Annotated in this window: 14 protein-coding genes; 5 read left to right on the top strand and 9 right to left on the bottom strand. The window is 65.1% G+C overall.

Annotated features, from left to right (window positions below; translation table 11 throughout):
- Positions 1 to 89: 89 nt before the first annotated feature.
- Together AC5ZFO_RS35470 and AC5ZFO_RS35465 are read left to right on the top strand one after the other, a co-directional pair.
- Complete coding sequence (locus AC5ZFO_RS35470; RefSeq protein ID WP_496123242.1) at positions 90 to 1,148, top strand: polysaccharide deacetylase family protein; 1,059 nt, start codon at positions 90 to 92, stop codon at positions 1,146 to 1,148.
- A gap of 104 nt (positions 1,149 to 1,252) precedes the next feature.
- Complete coding sequence (locus AC5ZFO_RS35465) at positions 1,253 to 2,053, top strand: SDR family oxidoreductase (RefSeq protein WP_282525047.1); 801 nt, start codon at positions 1,253 to 1,255, stop codon at positions 2,051 to 2,053.
- Positions 2,054 to 2,225: 172 nt separating this feature from the next.
- Here the strand turns inward: AC5ZFO_RS35465 and boxB are convergent, their stop codons facing one another.
- From boxB to AC5ZFO_RS35440, 5 genes are all read right to left on the bottom strand, one after another.
- Positions 2,226 to 3,662 carry a benzoyl-CoA 2,3-epoxidase subunit BoxB gene (gene boxB / locus AC5ZFO_RS35460; protein ID WP_282525092.1) on the bottom strand — a complete coding sequence of 479 codons (1,437 nt, stop codon included), beginning with the start codon at positions 3,660 to 3,662 and terminating at the stop codon, positions 2,226 to 2,228.
- A 157-nt stretch (positions 3,663 to 3,819) separates the two neighbouring features.
- Positions 3,820 to 5,508, bottom strand: coding sequence for a 2,3-epoxybenzoyl-CoA dihydrolase (gene boxC / locus AC5ZFO_RS35455; protein WP_282525046.1), 1,689 nt, complete (start codon positions 5,506 to 5,508; stop codon positions 3,820 to 3,822).
- Between the two features lie 119 nt (positions 5,509 to 5,627).
- A complete protein-coding gene (locus AC5ZFO_RS35450) occupies positions 5,628 to 6,152 on the bottom strand; it encodes a DUF309 domain-containing protein (RefSeq protein WP_496123241.1) in 525 nt (174 codons plus the stop codon).
- 18 nt (positions 6,153 to 6,170) lie between these two features.
- Positions 6,171 to 6,989, bottom strand: a complete 819-nt coding sequence (locus tag AC5ZFO_RS35445; RefSeq protein WP_282525044.1) for an alpha/beta fold hydrolase — start codon at positions 6,987 to 6,989, stop codon at positions 6,171 to 6,173.
- Positions 6,990 to 7,213: 224 nt separating this feature from the next.
- Positions 7,214 to 8,755 (bottom strand): benzoate-CoA ligase family protein, encoded by a 1,542-nt coding sequence (locus AC5ZFO_RS35440; RefSeq protein WP_282525043.1) that lies wholly within the window; start codon positions 8,753 to 8,755, stop codon positions 7,214 to 7,216.
- A gap of 28 nt (positions 8,756 to 8,783) precedes the next feature.
- On the opposite strand from AC5ZFO_RS35440, the gene AC5ZFO_RS35435 reads away from it, so the two are divergent.
- Positions 8,784 to 9,800: a helix-turn-helix transcriptional regulator gene (locus AC5ZFO_RS35435; protein ID WP_404979890.1), complete on the top strand. Its 1,017-nt coding sequence runs from the start codon at positions 8,784 to 8,786 to the stop codon at positions 9,798 to 9,800.
- A gap of 258 nt (positions 9,801 to 10,058) precedes the next feature.
- Positions 10,059 to 10,454 (top strand): group II truncated hemoglobin, encoded by a 396-nt coding sequence (locus AC5ZFO_RS35430; RefSeq protein ID WP_282525042.1) that lies wholly within the window; start codon positions 10,059 to 10,061, stop codon positions 10,452 to 10,454.
- 64 nt (positions 10,455 to 10,518) lie between these two features.
- Here AC5ZFO_RS35430 and AC5ZFO_RS35425 read toward each other — a convergent pair whose 3' ends face one another.
- From AC5ZFO_RS35425 to AC5ZFO_RS35410, 4 genes are all read right to left on the bottom strand, one after another.
- The gene (locus tag AC5ZFO_RS35425; RefSeq protein ID WP_282525041.1) at positions 10,519 to 10,779 is read right to left on the bottom strand and encodes a hypothetical protein; all 261 of its coding nucleotides are present in this window, start codon (positions 10,777 to 10,779) and stop codon (positions 10,519 to 10,521) included.
- The gene (gene ybaL, locus AC5ZFO_RS35420; RefSeq protein ID WP_282525040.1) at positions 10,730 to 12,466 is read right to left on the bottom strand and encodes a YbaL family putative K(+) efflux transporter; all 1,737 of its coding nucleotides are present in this window, start codon (positions 12,464 to 12,466) and stop codon (positions 10,730 to 10,732) included. The genes AC5ZFO_RS35425 and ybaL overlap by 50 nt, the downstream gene beginning before the upstream one ends.
- A gap of 85 nt (positions 12,467 to 12,551) precedes the next feature.
- A complete protein-coding gene (locus AC5ZFO_RS35415) occupies positions 12,552 to 12,884 on the bottom strand; it encodes a PRC-barrel domain-containing protein (RefSeq protein WP_041956976.1) in 333 nt (110 codons plus the stop codon).
- A 68-nt stretch (positions 12,885 to 12,952) separates the two neighbouring features.
- On the bottom strand, positions 12,953 to 13,738 hold the full coding sequence (locus AC5ZFO_RS35410) for an IclR family transcriptional regulator domain-containing protein (RefSeq protein ID WP_282525039.1): 786 nt from the start codon (positions 13,736 to 13,738) through the stop codon (positions 12,953 to 12,955).
- A gap of 111 nt (positions 13,739 to 13,849) precedes the next feature.
- On the opposite strand from AC5ZFO_RS35410, the gene AC5ZFO_RS35405 reads away from it, so the two are divergent.
- On the top strand, positions 13,850 to 15,208 hold the full coding sequence (locus tag AC5ZFO_RS35405) for an aromatic ring-hydroxylating dioxygenase subunit alpha (protein ID WP_282525038.1): 1,359 nt from the start codon (positions 13,850 to 13,852) through the stop codon (positions 15,206 to 15,208).
- Positions 15,209 to 15,247: the final 39 nt, after the last annotated feature.

Genomic DNA, 15,247 nt, shown 5'->3' with positions numbered 1-15,247 from the left:
GAGGGCCATGCGTCGACAATTGGAATAACTTTTTCTTCAAGGGTTCTTCCGTAAGTTGAAAGTGGAATGCCAGAGTTCGCCAGCCGGTCATGAAACAACTCCGAAACAACGTCATCCGCGCAGGGCTGGGGGCACTCTATTTCAGCGGGGCGCACCACCTGTTGCGCCCGCTCTTGTCGGGCGTCGGCGCCATTTTCATGCTGCACCACGTGCGGCCGGCCCGCGAGGCCGCGTTCCAGCCGAACCGGCACCTCGAAGTCACCCCCGATTTCCTCCGCGCCACCCTGAGCCATTTGCGCTCGCGCGGGATCGACATCGTCAGCATGGACGAGCTGCATGAGCGGCTGGTGCAGGGCCGGTTCATCCGCCCCTTCGCCGCCTTCACCCTCGACGACGGCTACCGCGACAATCTCGAATTCGCGCTGCCGGTTCTGCGCGAATTTGACGCGCCCTTGGCCGTCTATGTCGCGAGCGAGTTTGCCGAGGGCACCGGACGTCTGTGGTGGACCGCGCTGGAGGCCGTGATCGCCAAGGCCGAACAGATTGACATCCAGATCGGCAATTCCGCCCTGCGGCTGGATGCAACGACCCCAGCCGCAAAACAAATGGCGTTCGACCGCCTGCACGATTGGCTGCGCGCGCTGCCGGGCGAACATGATCTCAAACGCGAGATCGAGGCGCTCTGCGCCAGATACGACGTCGACATGGCCGCACTGTGCCGCAGCCTGTGCCTGTCCTGGGACGAGGTGAGGGCATTTTCCGCCGATCCGCTGGTCACGATCGGCGCGCACACCATCAGCCATTGTAATCTGGCCAAGCAGAGCGAGGGGATCGCCGCGCAGGAGATGGCGGTCAGCCGCGCGCGGATCGAGCAGGCGCTCGGCCGTACCGTGCTGCACTTCGCCTACCCCTATGGCGACCGCGAAGCGGCCGGCGAGCGCGAATTCGCACTCGCTGCATCGGCCGGCTTCAAGACCGCCGTGACGACCCGGCCCGGCATGCTGTTCGCCGAGAACGCCGGCCACATGACCGCGCTGCCGCGCGTCTCGCTCAACGGCAATTACCAGGACGCGCGAATTTTGCCGGTGCTGACCTCAGGCGCCGCGACCGCGATGTGGAACGGCTTTCGCCGGATCGCCGCGGCCTGATCCATCACTCAGACCTCATCCTGAGGAGCGCTCAGTAAGAGCGACGGCGGAGATTGACTCCCCTCTCCGCCGCGCTCAAAACGGCGCCAACCAAGGGAGGCACCATGTTCAACGATCTGTTCTCGCTCAAAGGCCGTGTCGCGCTCGTGACCGGCGGCTCGCGCGGCATCGGCAAGATGATCGCGGCGGGCTTCCTCGCGCAGGGCGCGGCGAAGGTCTACATCACCGCGCGCAAGGCAGGTCCCTGCGAGGCGACGGCGAAGGAGCTCTCCGCCCAATATGACGGCGAATGCATCGCGCTGCCGATCGACATCTCGACCATCGAAGGCTGCGACAGGCTGGCCTCCGAGATCATCAAGCTGGAGCCGAAGCTCGACATCCTCGTCAACAATGCGGGTGCGGCCTGGGGCGCGGAGTTCGACGAATTCCCGGAGAGCGGCTGGGACAAGGTGATGGACCTCAACGTCAAGTCGCTGTTCTTCCTGACCAAGGCGCTTGCCGCACCTCTGCGTGCGGCGGCGTCGCACGAGCGGCCCGCCAAGGTCATCAACATCGCCTCGATCGACGGCATCTTCGTCAATCCGAGCGAGACCTATTCCTACGCCGCCAGCAAGGCCGCCGTGATCCACCTGACGCGGCGCATGGCGACGAAACTGATCAAGGACAACATCAACGTCACCGCGATCGCGCCGGGCGCGTTCAAGTCCGACATGAACCGCGCCGCGCGCGACCATGCGGACGAGGTCGCAAAGCGCATCCCGGCGCGGCGGATCGGAACCGATGAGGACATGGCCGGCGTGGCGATCTACCTCGCCTCGCGCGCGGGCGATTACGTGGTCGGCAACACCATCGCCGTCGATGGCGGCGTGGTCTATGCGAATGCGGGACTGGAGATTGCGGGGTAGGCGAGCTTCAGGAGAAGCCGTGCCGCACACTCCGCTGTCATGCCCCGCGAAAGCGGGGCATCCAGTACGCCGCGGCTTCTCGGCTCTAGAACGACCGCCTCTGGAATACTGGATCACCCGCTTCCGCGGGTGATGACAGCATTCGTGTGGCGCGAGCGTCGTCGTCTAACGTCTACGACTCGATCTTCACGTACTCGAAATCGCCGGGCTTGTTGTCGATGCCGACTTTCGGCGGCGAGATCCAGGAGGCGAACTTGCCGGTCTCGGTGACGGGCTGCATCAGCGAGGTGATGAAGTCGCCATCGGCGGTCGAGGGCAACCAATCATCCTTGCGCTTGGCCCAGGTAGCGTCGTCGATCAAAAGACCATCCGGCGTCGCATGGATGCCCTTGAACTCGCCGATGTGGCGGTGGAAGGCGACATTCGGCAGCGTCAGCTTGAAATCATAGCCCGCGGTGGAGATCACCTTGTTCCAGCGCAGCATGCCCTTGACGCAGTCCTGGCTGTAATCGTCGCGCAGGCGCATGTTGAGCGCGGTCAGCGCCGGCTCGTCGACGAGCTTGATCTCGCCGTTGATGAACTTGAGCACCGGATAGGTGGCGTTCTTGAGCTGGTGATCGTCGTCGATCTGGGTCTCGTGATAGCGGCCCTTGATGCCGGTGTTGAAGGCGTTGGCCGCGTTGGTCGAGACCTCCGAGCCGAACAGGTCGAGCGACAGCGTATAGTGCAGATTCAGCTTCTTCTGGATGGTCGGCAGGTCGATCACGCCGAGCGCACGGACCTTTGCGATGTCGGTGGGATCGGTGATGCCGGCTTCGCGCATCGCGTCACAAGTGCGCTGCACGACGCGGGTGATGCCGGTCTCGCCGACGAACATGTGGTGCGCTTCTTCCGTCAGCATGAAACGGCAGGTGCGCGACAAGGGATCGAAGCCCGACTGCGCGAGCGAGTGCAGCTGCATCTTGCCGTCGCGGTCGGTGAAATAGGTGAACATGAAGAAGGACAGCCAGTCCGGCGTGGCCTCGTTGAACGCACCGAGCATGCGCGGCGCGTCGGCATCGCCCGAGCGGCGGCGCAGCAAGTCATCCGCTTCCTCGCGACCGTCGCGGCCGAAGTACTTCTGCAGCAGATAGACCATCGCCCAGAGATGGCGGCCTTCCTCGACATTGACCTGGAACAGGTTGCGCATGTCGTAGAGCGAGGGCGCGGTCTTGCCGAGATGGCGCTGCTGCTCGACGGAAGCCGGCTCGGTGTCGCCCTGGATCACGATCAGGCGGCGCAGCATGGCGCGATACTCGCCCGGGACTTCCTGCCAGGCCGGCTCGCCAAAGTGCTCACCGAACGGAACGACGCGGTTCTCCTCCTGCGGCGCAAGCAGGATGCCCCAGCGATAGTCGGGCATGCGGACATAGTCGAACTTGGCCCAGCCGCGCGGATCGACGGAGTACGCGGTGCGAAGATACACCAGCGACTCCTGGAAGCCTTCCGGCCCCATGTCGCTCCACCAATCCATATAGCCGGGATGCCATCCTTCCAGCGCCTTCAGCACCTGGCGGTCTTCGGCGAGATTGACGTTGTTCGGAATCTTGGTCGAGTAGTCGACGTTCATGATGTTCATGGCCGTGCTCCTTGCTCCGTCTCGTGTCCCGGACGCAGTGCGGCGCGAAGTGCTGCACTGCTGAGCCGGGACCTATTGTCTGATCCTGTGGGTCCCGGTTCTGCGCGGCGTCACTTCGTGCCGCAGCGCGCCCGGGACACGAGAGTCATCAAACTCTCGTCATATCGAATTTCGGCTTCTGGCCGCTGCCGTAGCGGCGCAGTGCACCTTCCTCGCCGACCGCGTTCGGGCGCTGGAAGATCCAGTTCTGCCACGCGGTGAGGCGCGCGAAGATTTTTGATTCCATCGTCTCGGGGCCGACGAAGCGCAGGCTGGCTTCCATGCCGGTGAGGCTGTCGGGCGAGAAGCTGGCGCGCTCTTCCAGGAACACACGGACCTCGTCGTCCCAGTCGATGTCGTCGAGCGCGAAGGTGACGAGGCCGAGCTCTTCCGCCTGCTCGGCGTCGAGCGCGGTGCCCATGGTGGCTTCCGCACGCTCGACGTCGGACGGATCGGCCTGGAAGCGCGATTCCAGCCGGGTCAGGCCGTGGCTCATCGGATACGGACCGAAATTCATCGCGGAGAGTTCGATCGACGGCGGCGGACGGTTGTCGCCCTGACGCGTGCCGATCAGCATGTAGGAGCGGTCGGCAGCGAAGACGAGCTCGGCGAGCGTACCGGCAAAGCAGGAGCCGGGCTCGACCAGCGTCACCAGCGTGCGCGAGGTGACGTCGATGCGCTTCAGCACGCGCTTCCAATAGTGCCTGATTTCGTTGACCAGCCAGTGCGCCTTGTGGGCATCGAGGAAGGCATCGGATGCCAGCACGTGGGCGCGGTCGCCATGGCTCTTGAACACCAGCATCGCAATCTCGAGCTCGTTGATGCGCAGATGCAGGATGGCGTCGTCGAGCTCGCGCGCGACCTGGAGCGGCCAGAACGATGACCCCTGCGCCATCATGCCATCGATGTCGGCCGGCGGCGCGGCCTCCGGCGCCTTGATCGAGATGGTGGCGATGCGCGCCGTGCGATCGATGTCGACGCTGACAAAACCGTAGCGGATGCTGGTCTCGTCGATGACGCGCCTGAGCGGTGTCAGCGCAATACCCTTGCCGCTGCCCTTGCGCTTCGACTGGCCTGCGAACGCCTTGGCGCGCTCGGCGACCTTGGCTTCAAGTTTGGAGTTCGGCGCGATCTCGTCGACGAGGCGCCACTGCACGGCGCGCTTGCCCTTCACGCCTTCCTCGATGGTGCAGAAGAAATCGGCGTGGTCGCGGCGCACCTTGCGCTTGTCGACGACGCGGGTGAGGCCGCCGGTGCCGGGCAGCACCGCGAGCAGCGGCACTTCCGGCAGGGCGACGGCCGACGAGCCGTCATCGGCGAGGATGATGTGGTCGGTCGCGAGCGCCAGCTCATAGCCGCCGCCGGCGGCCGAGCCGTTCACCACCGTGATGAAGCGCTGGCCGGAATTCTCCGACGAATCTTCCATGCCGTTGCGGGTCTCGTTGGTGAATTTGCAGAAGTTCACCTTGTGGGCATGCGTCGAGCCCGCGAGCATGCGGATGTTGGCGCCGGCGCAGAACACGCGGTTCTTGGCCGAGCGCATCACCACGACCTTCACCTCGGGGTGCTCGAAGCGCAGGCGCTGGACGACGTCTGCCAGCTCGATGTCGACGCCGAGATCGTAGGAATTGAGCTTGAGCAGATAGCCCTCGAACAGGCCGCCATTCTCGTCGACGTCCATGGTCAGGGTGGCGACGTCGCCATCGACCGCGAGCTTCCAGTGCTTGTAGCGGGACGGTTCGGTCTGGAAATCGATGAATGTCGCGCCGCCTGCGAGGCGCCGATCTTCCCCGGCCATGGGCCACCCTTGAGCTTGATTATGCGTTCTGGCTGTAGCGTTAGATGCACAATAGTGCATCTTTTCGAAAGCGTCTAGCCCTTAACGGCTGCCGCATGCACTTTGTTTCATGAGGCCTATCAAGACCGCACAATGGCGCCGAGGGTGATCCAGTCCGCCTTGGAGAGTTGGGGACGGCCCAGCTTGGCCTGGAGCAGAGCCGCCAGCGCCGGAATGGGGAAGCTCTCGACAAAGCCGTCGCCTCCCGCGGCCGCCTTGCGCGAGCTCAGCGCCCGCAACTCCGCCTGCGCGTCGCCGAACAGGCGCGCGGCCGAATGCAGCCGCTGCATGCGCAGTCGCAAATTGGCATTGGCGATGTGAATGCAGGCGCGCAGCAGGATGCGCTCGCGGCCGCCTTGCGGGGCTGCGGCCCACACCGCTTCCAGCACCTCCTGCGATTCCCAGAAATAGCCGCGGTCGTTGAGCGCGAGCCCGTAGCGCAGCGCCGGATGGCGCGCCGGCACGTAGCCGCGGAACGCCGGGGGCACCAGTGCCTTGGCCAAATCAAGCGTCTTGTAATCCGCGTCGACCCCGCCGGTCTCGCCCGGCACATAGGCCCATCGCGGCCACGGCAACGGGCCGCTCGCATCCGAAGGCACATTCATAAATGTGCCTCCGCAGGATCACGCGGCGCGTCCTTGAAGTCCCTGGTCGTCGCGCAGGGCCGCTTTTGCAAATTGCTCAATCGCGTCAAGCGTCGCCCCCGGCGCTTCACGATGCGGGGAATGTCCCGCGTCTGAAATAATTTTCAAATCTACCGGACAATAGCACTCTTCTTGCGCAATATCGACCTGACGCAGTGTCCCATATTGGTCGTTCTTGCCCTGCACGACCAGGATGGGAACGCGGATGTAGGCGAGATATTCCGAGATGTCCCAGTCGCGGAATTTCGGATCGAGCCAGGCACCGTTCCAGCCGTAGAAGGCGTTGTCGACATCCTTGTGCCAGCGCGCCAGCTTCACCTTGAGGTCGGTGGTCTCGAAGGTCGTCTTGATCGCTGCGATGGATCTCACCGAGATGTCCTCGACGATGAAATGCGGCGCCATCAGCACGAGGCCTTGCAGACGGTGATCCTGATGCGCGCCGGCATAGATCGTCGCGATCGAGGCGCCGTCGGAATGGCCGAGCAGGAGGCCACGCTTGAAGGAAATCGCATCGAGGATCTTCGGCAGCACATCCAGCGCCTCGCGCTGCATGTAATCGAGCGGCCGCGGCAGCGTGACCGGGCTCGACTGGCCGTAGCCGGCACGCGAATAGACGAAGATGCCGGCGCCGGTGGCTTGCTGCAGCTTCTCGGGCAAGTCGCCCCACAGGCCGACGGAGCCGAGGCCTTCGTGCAGCATGACGATGGTGGGGCCGTCAGCGGCTTGTGGCGCAAGCCATTTATATTCGAGGCTGGCGCTGCCGATGGTCAGGAAGCCGGTGGGGGTGAGGTTGGTCATGGTCGTATTCCTGTTCGCTCCGTCTGTACCCTCCCCTGGAGGGGGAGGGTCGGCTCACATCGAGCGCAGCGAGATGTGAGACGGGGTGGGGTGACAGTCTCTCGGCGGATGCGGTGCCCGAGTGGAGAGATCACCCCACCCCGCTTCGCATTGCGCTTCGCACCATGCGAAGCGACCCTCCCCCTCCAGGGGAGGGTAAGCAAGCGAGTCCACCGCCTGCGCGCTCAATTCGCCCCTTCCCGCAGCTTGAACCGCTGGATCTTCCCCGTCGCGGTCTTCGGCAGCGACTCCACCACGTCGATCCAGCGCGGATATTTCCACGGGCCGATCTTCTGCTTGACGTGCTCCTTCAGCATCTCCTGCAAGTCCGCCGTCGCCGCGCCCGGACGCAGCACGACGAACGCCTTCGGCTTCAACAGGCCTTCCGGATCGGCTTCCGGCACGACGGCGGCTTCGAGCACGGCGGGATGCGTGATCAGCGCGCTCTCGACCTCGAACGGCGAGACCCAGATGCCTGAGACCTTGAACATGTCGTCGGCGCGGCCGCAGAAGGTGTAGCGGCCTTCGCCATCCCTGACATATTTGTCGCCGGTGCGGGTCCACGGACCTTCAAAGGTGCGGCGGCTCTTGTGGCGCTGGTTCCAATAGCCCTCGCCGGCGGAGGGCGCATCAACCAGCAGCTCGCCGACCTCGCCGTCGGCGACATCCTGGCCCGCCTCGTTGACGAGCCGCACCGCATAGCCCGGCACCGGCTTGCCGGAGGAGCCGTATTTGATGTCGCCGGGCGCGTTCGAGAGAAAAATGTGCAGCAGCTCGGTCGAGCCGACGCCGTCGAGGATGTCGACGCCGAAGCGCGCCTTCCAGCTGTTGCCGACGGATTCCGGCAACGCCTCGCCGGCCGAGGTGCAGATGCGCAGCGACTTGCCACCGCGCTCGCTCTTCATGGTTTCGTCGTTGAGCATCGCCGCGAACAATGTCGGCACGCCGTAGAAGATCGAGGGATTGTACCTGTTCATCAGGTCGAACATGCGCGCCGGCGTCGGGCGCTCGCTGTTCAGCACCACGGTGGCGCCGACCGACATCGGAAAAGTCAGTGCATTGCCGAGGCCATAGGCGAAGAACAGTTTTGCCGCAGACAGGCAGACGTCGCTCTCGCGGATGCCAAGCACCTGCTTTGCATAGGTGTCAGCGGTCGCCTGCAGGTTCGAATGCAGATGGCGCACGCCCTTGGGCATGCCGGTCGAGCCCGACGAATAGAGCCAGAACGCCGGCTCGTCCGGATGCGTCGCGGCGGTCGTGAACCGGTCGCTCTCATCGGCGAGCTCTTCCGCGAGCTGCTTGTGACCGTTCTGCTTGGCGCCGGACACCACGACGTGCTCGAGATCCGGCATGCGGCCGACGACGTCCTTGATAACAGGATAGAGCGCCTCGGAGACGAACAGCACACGCGCGCGGCAATCGGCGAGGATGTAGGCGTATTGATCCGCGGTCAGCAGCGTGTTCAGCGGCACCGGCACGATGCCGGCGCGGATCGCGCCCAGGAACACGATCGGGAAATCGACCGTATCCAGCATGATCATCGCCACGCGCTCCTCGCGGCGGACCCCGAGCCGACGCAGCATGTTGGCGGCGCGTCGGGTCTCGCGCTGGAGCTCGCCATAGGTGAGCCGCGAGGCGGTGTCGTCGAAGGCGAGCTTGCCGCCCCTGCCGTCCTCGACGTTGCGGTCGAGCAGCCAGGTCACCGCGTTATAGGATCCCTCGCTCACGGACTTCTCCCCCGAATTTAGAATTATAATTCATAGAAAGACACCGCCGCGGCTTGCTGTCAATGCTGGCAGGCACTATGTTTCATTAAAATGCGCCGCAGGACACCCTCTCAAGAAGGCCCATGATCTGCAGTCCATGACCGACAGTCCCGACGCCGAATCCCGATTTCTCGAACAGCTCGGCCAGCGCGTGCGCACCATGCGCGCGCTGCGCGGCATGTCGCGCAAGGTGCTCGCCAAGGTATCAGGGATTTCGGAGCGCTACATCGCGCAGCTCGAGAGCGGCAAGGGCAATGTCTCCATCGTGCTGCTGCGCCGCGTCTCCGACGCGATGGGCGCGCATCTCGAAGACCTGCTGCCCTCGGCCGACCCGACGCCGGACTGGCAGATGTTTCGCGATCTCCTGCGCAAGGCGACGCCGGCGCAGATCGCTCAGGCCAAGGACGTTCTCGCCGGCGGCAGCGCGTCGGCGCCGCGGCGCGCCCCGTTCTGCGGCATTGCGTTGATCGGCCTGCGCGGCGCCGGCAAATCGACGCTTGGGCGGATGCTGGCGAAGAAGGTCGGCTGGAGTTTTGTCGAGCTCAACAAGGAGGTCGAGCAGCAGAACGGGCTCTCGGTCGCCGAGATCATCGCGCTCTACGGCCAGGAAGGCTTTCGCCGCATGGAGCAGGCCGCGCTGCAACAGCTGCTCGCACGCAACGAGCTGATGGTGCTGGCGACCGGCGGCGGCATCGTGTCGGAGCCGTTGACCTTCGACCAGATCCTGTCGTCGTTCTACACGATCTGGCTGAAGGCCGAGCCTGAGGAGCACATGGCCCGCGTGCGCCGCCAGGGCGACCTGCGCCCGATGGCGGACGACCGCTCCGCGATGGCCGAGCTGCGCAACATCTTGCTGAGCCGCGAGCCGCTTTATTCGCGTGCGACGGCGGTGGTGGATACGGCAGGGCTGTCGGTCGATGCGGCGGCTGCAAGGCTGATCGATGCGGTGCGGCCGGTGCTGCAGAACGAAGCGCGGAGTTTCGGCCTGCGCAGCGTGGCGCTGTAGAGCGATCTGCTAACTCCGTTCTCCGCTGCATTCCCTCCCCCCTTGCGGGGGAGGGTTAGGGAGAGGGGTACCACACGGGGACTCCATCACTCGCGAAACGCGCTTCTTCTTCGCGACAACCAATACCATTTCCTGGGCGACCCCTCTCCCCCGCAAGGGGGGAGGGAGCAGAGCTGAGCGCGCAGCTACGCCATGCGTCCCCTTTTCATTTCGCAAAGGGAGACGATATGAAGAGCCTTGCATCAGACAGGACTCACGATGACCTCCAGCGACGTCGCAATCTCCATGTTCGAGCGGATCGGCGGCAGCGGCACGATCGACCTTCTGGTCGACCGCTTCTACGAGCGCATGGACACGCTGCCGGAGGCGAAGATGATCCGCGCGATGCACGCGGATGACCTCGGACTGATCAGGGACGTGCTGAAGCGCTACCTCACCGAATGGACCGGCGGCCCAAAACTCTATTCGGTCGAGAAGGGCCATCCGCGGCTACGGCAGCGGCACATCAGCTTTGCCATCGGCGACGCCGAGCGCGATGCGTGGCTACTCTGCATGCGCGGCGCGCTGGACGAGACGGTCACGGACGCTGCCGCGCGGCAAGACCTCGACAAGGCGCTGTCCGGTCTTGCCGACTGGATGCGCAACCGACAGTGACACAGAGCGCGAGGCGGGGACGCGGTGGGTTACGCCAGCGGACTGCGCTTCGCGCAGTTGCAGGCTAACCGACCCTGCGCACCCCAGCCCGATCGTTGCACGCATCGAACACCGAACGGTCGAGTGCTTCGGCGGCAAAGCCCGCCACATAGATCAACGCCAGGATCGCCGCGGAGATCGCCATTGTCTCCGCATGCGCGAGCAGCAACCGCAACAACCGCTGCGACAATGTCGGCGGCGGGAAGCGGTAGGTCCGGCCCTGCGGCGTGATCAGCTCAAACGACCGAACCGATCGCGAGCGGACGGGGATCTTGCTGGGCAGCATCTGGAACTCTCCTCTCCAGCTCCTCGATCATGCCGCGCGCGATCTCCCGCTCGCCCATGATGACGACATCCGCCCCCAGCCCCTTCAAATGATCGACCTCGGCATCCGCATGCGCCCGCGCGATGATGCGGATGTCCGGATTGGCCGCGCGCGCCTGCTGCACGATCTGTCCCGCCTCGAACGCCTCGGGGATCGCGATCACGAGATGCCGCGCCCGTGACGGATTGGTGGCGCCGAGAATTTCGGGCTGCGCGGCATTGCCCATGACGGTCTCGATGCCGCCCTGCTTCAGCTTCGCCAACGCACCCTCGCCGACTTCGGCGACAAGGAACGGTAATTGCCGCTGCTTCAGGGCATCGCCGACGAGCGCGCCGACGCGGCCATAGCCGATCACGATCGTATGGTCGGTCAGGTCCGTGGTGCGGATCGGTTCGGGCACGGCAGCCGCGGCCTGCGGTGAATCCCGGCGCGGGTCGAGACGCGGCGCGAGCCAGGTGGCGGCCGCGAACATCAGCGGGTTGAGCATGATGGAGAGGATCGCGCCGGCCATGATCAGGTCGCGGCCGTCGCTGGGCAGGATCTGCGAGGCGACGCCGAGCTCGGCCAGGATGAAGGAGAACTCGCCGATCTGCGACAGGCTCGCCGAGATCGTCAGCGCGGTCGCGACCGGATGCCGGAACAGCACCACGATCAGGAACGCCGCGAGTGATTTGCCGAGCATGATGATCGCGAGCGTCGCCAGCAGCGGCCAGGGCTCGCGGATCACGCTCATCGGATCGAACATCATGCCGACCGAGACGAAGAACAGCACGGCGAAGGCATCGCGCAGCGGTAGCGATTCCTGCGCGGCGCGCGCGCTGAGCGGCGATTCCCGCAGCATCATGCCGGCGAAAAACGCGCCCAGCGCCAGCGAGACGTCGAACAGCTTCGTCGCCCCGAATGCGATGCCCAGCGCGATCGCAAGCACGCCGAGGCGGAACAATTCGCGCGAGCCGGTATGCGCGATGTAGTGCAGGATCCAGGGAATCACCCGGCGCCCCACCACCAGCATCAGCCCGATGAACACGATGATCTTGGCCAGGGTCAGCATCACGATGCCGGCAAGCCCGAAGCCGGCCTGCGCGGCCAGCGGCTCGAAGGCCGGCTTGTCGCCGCTGCCGCCCTGAAGGCTTGCGATCGCCGGGAACAGCACCAGCACGAGCACCATCGCGAGGTCCTCGACGATGAGCCAGCCGACCGCGATGCGGCCGCGATCGGTCTCCATCAGGCGCCGCTCCTGCAGCGCGCGAAGCAGGACCACAGTGCTCGCGACCGACAACGCCAGTCCGAACACGAGTCCCGCACCGACGCTCCAACCCATCAGCCATGCAAGGCCGAGCCCCATCAGTGTGGCGACCGCAATCTGCACGACGGCGCCCGGAACGGCGATGTGCCGGACGCTCAGCAGATCCTGGAGCGAAAAATGCAGGCCGACGCCGAACATCAGCAAGATAATGCCGAGCTCTGCGAGCTCGGTCGCAAGCGCCTGGTCGGCGACGAAGCCCGGCGTGAACGGGCCGACGGCAACGCCGGCGAGCAGGTAGCCGACAAGCGGCGGAATGCGGAACCGCTGCGCTATAGTTCCAAGTACGAACGCTAGTCCAAGTCCGACGACGATGGTGGCGATGAGAGGTGTGTCATGCGGCATTTTTGCCTTTTGACACAGCGAGCGCGCCGGCGCACCGCGACCAAGTGAGGCGGCTCAGCGCGCGACGCCTGCCGCAATCGCGCCGTCAGATCGACCAATAATTCGGGTGCGCGTAGGGCCGCGAACGATCGCCCCAGTCGAATTCGTCGCCGTCGAACTCGCACGGTCCGCTGGCGAGTTCGTCCTGCGTCACCTCGACACGAAAGGCCTGCCGCGCGGGATCGTATTTCAGCGCGCCCCACTGCACAGGATAATGGTGGTGCGTGCCGAGCAGCCCGCCAGTCTTGATCACGGCGTAGGCGACCGTGCCGGTCACCTTGTCGAGCATCAGCCGCTCGATCGAGCCGAGCTTCGCGCCGTCGCGTCCGTAGACGCAGACGTGCTCCACGCGATCACTGGGAACCATGGTGTGTTTCATGGCGTCCTCCCCGTTGTCTTGCGTGACGAGATTATAGGCCCGCGGACGCGCGGCGCCAACGATCGTTGCTAGAGCAGCTGCGACCGCACGGACTCCGCGCCTTCGCGGAGCAGCGGGAGCAACCGGTCAATCAGCTCCCCTGCCGGCACGCGGTCGACATGGGCCCCCATGTTGATGGCCGCGACGATCACGCCGTCGTAGCGGCGCACCGGAACCGAGATCGAGCGGAAATGCGGCTCTGCCTCGCGATCGACCAGCGAATAGCCCTGGTCGCGATCGGCTGTGATGCTGGCCAGCAGCGCCTTGGGATCCGTCACCGTCTGCGGCGTCAACATATCGCGCTTCATTGTCTTCAGGCGTGCGGCAAGCGCTGCATCATCGAACTGCCCGAGCATGGCGCGTCCGACCGAGGTGCAGAACGCCGGCAGCCGGTAGCCGATCTCGAGCCCACCCGAAAACATCCGCGCCGGGCTGCTGCGCGCGACAAACACGACATCGTCGCCGTCGAGCACCGCGAGCGAGGAAATTTCCTGCGCTGCCGTGGCGACGCGATCGAGCACCGGCTGAAGCACAGCGACGAGCTGGCTGGAGCGCAGGTAGGACGCCGCGAGCGTCAGCACGTGCGGCGTCAGCGAGAACAGCTTGCCGTCGCCGGCGACGAAGCCGCCGCGCTGGAGCGTGAACAGCATGCGCCGCGCGGTGGCGCGCGGCAGCCCCGCGGCGCGGGCGAGATCGCTCAGCGTCATCGGGCCTTTGGTCGCGCCGAAGCATTGAAGCAGGCGCAAACCGCGATCGAGGCTCTCGACGAAATCCGTCGCCCGCTCGTCGTTTTCGCTGCGCTTCAGCTTGGGCATTGGTCCGGGAACATCCTGCAAAATATTGCTTGCTGCCGGACCCAGGCATGGCATAATTCGCCCATTCGTTCAATAGGCGAACAAACGCCTCTCCGACAAAGGACGCCCGCCATGATGAGCCAGGAGCAGAACGACCTGATCACCCGTACCGGTCCGAAGGACCCCTGCGGCAAGCTGATGCGGAGCTACTGGCAGCCGGCGGCGCTGGTCGACGAGCTGGAGGGCGCGCGCCCGATCCGTCCCGTCAAACTGCTCGGCGAGAACCTGGTGCTGTTCCGCGACGAGAGCGGACGCTACGGCCTGATCGATCGTCACTGCGCCCATCGCGGCGCCGACCTGGCCTTCGGACGTCTCGAACATGGCGGCCTGCGCTGCGCCTTCCATGGCTGGCTGTTCGACGCCACCGGCCAGTGCATCGAGACGCCGGCCGAGCCGAAGGACTCAAAACTCTGCCAGAACATTCGCCAGCGTTCCTATCCCGTGGTCGAGAAGAGCGGCATCCTCTGGGCTTATCTCGGCGAGGGTGAGCCGCCGGCATTTCCGGAGCTCGACTGCTTTGTCGCGCCCGGCACGCACACTTTTGCGTTCAAGGGCCACATGGCCTGCAACTGGCTTCAGGCCCTCGAGGTCGGCATTGATCCCGCGCACGCCTCCTATCTGCACCGCTTCTTCGAGGACGAGGATACGTCGACGGCTTACGGCAAGCAGTTCCGCGGCGCCTCCGCCGGCAGCGACCTGCCGATGACAAAGATCCTGCGCGAGTACGACCGGCCGATCATCAATGTCGAGCACACCGAATATGGCCTGCGGCTGATCGCGCTGCGCGAGATAGACGAGGTGCGCACCCATGTGCGCGTCACCAACCAGCTCTTTCCGCACGGCTTCGTCATCCCGATGAGCACGGAAATGACGATCACGCAGTGGCACGTGCCGGTCGACGACGAGAACTGCTACTGGTACGCGATCTTCACCAGCTATTCGAACCCGGTCGACAAGCAGAAGATGCGCGATCAGCGGCTCGAGCTCTATGAGCTGCCCGACTACAAATCGTGCAAGAACAGCGGCAACGATTACGGCTTCGATCCGCACGAGCAGGCGACCGCGACCTACACCGGCATGGGCACCGACATCAACGTCCACGACCAGTGGGCGGTGGAATCGATGGGTGCGATCCAGGACCGCACCAAGGAGCATCTCGGCTCGAGCGACAAGGCGATCGTGCAGTACCGCCGCCTGCTGCGGCAGGAGATCGAGAAGGTCGGCGGCGGCGAGAAGCCGATGCTGTTCCTGGACGAGAGCAGGGCGCGCAGCATCCAGGGACCGGCCACCATGGACGGAATCGGGCCGACCCAGGGTTGGGAGCTCTACTGGATGGAGGTCGACGTCAAGCGCCGCCGCGGCGCGCCTTGGGCCGCGCCGGTGCCAAAGGAGATCGCCGACAACGTGCACCGGCTGACGGCGGCGGAGTGACGATCTTGCACGCCTCCCCCTCGTCATTGCGAGCGAAGC

Source organism: Bradyrhizobium sp. Unk1, assembly GCF_059512345.1.
This window is presented reverse-complemented; position numbering and strand designations above follow the sequence as displayed.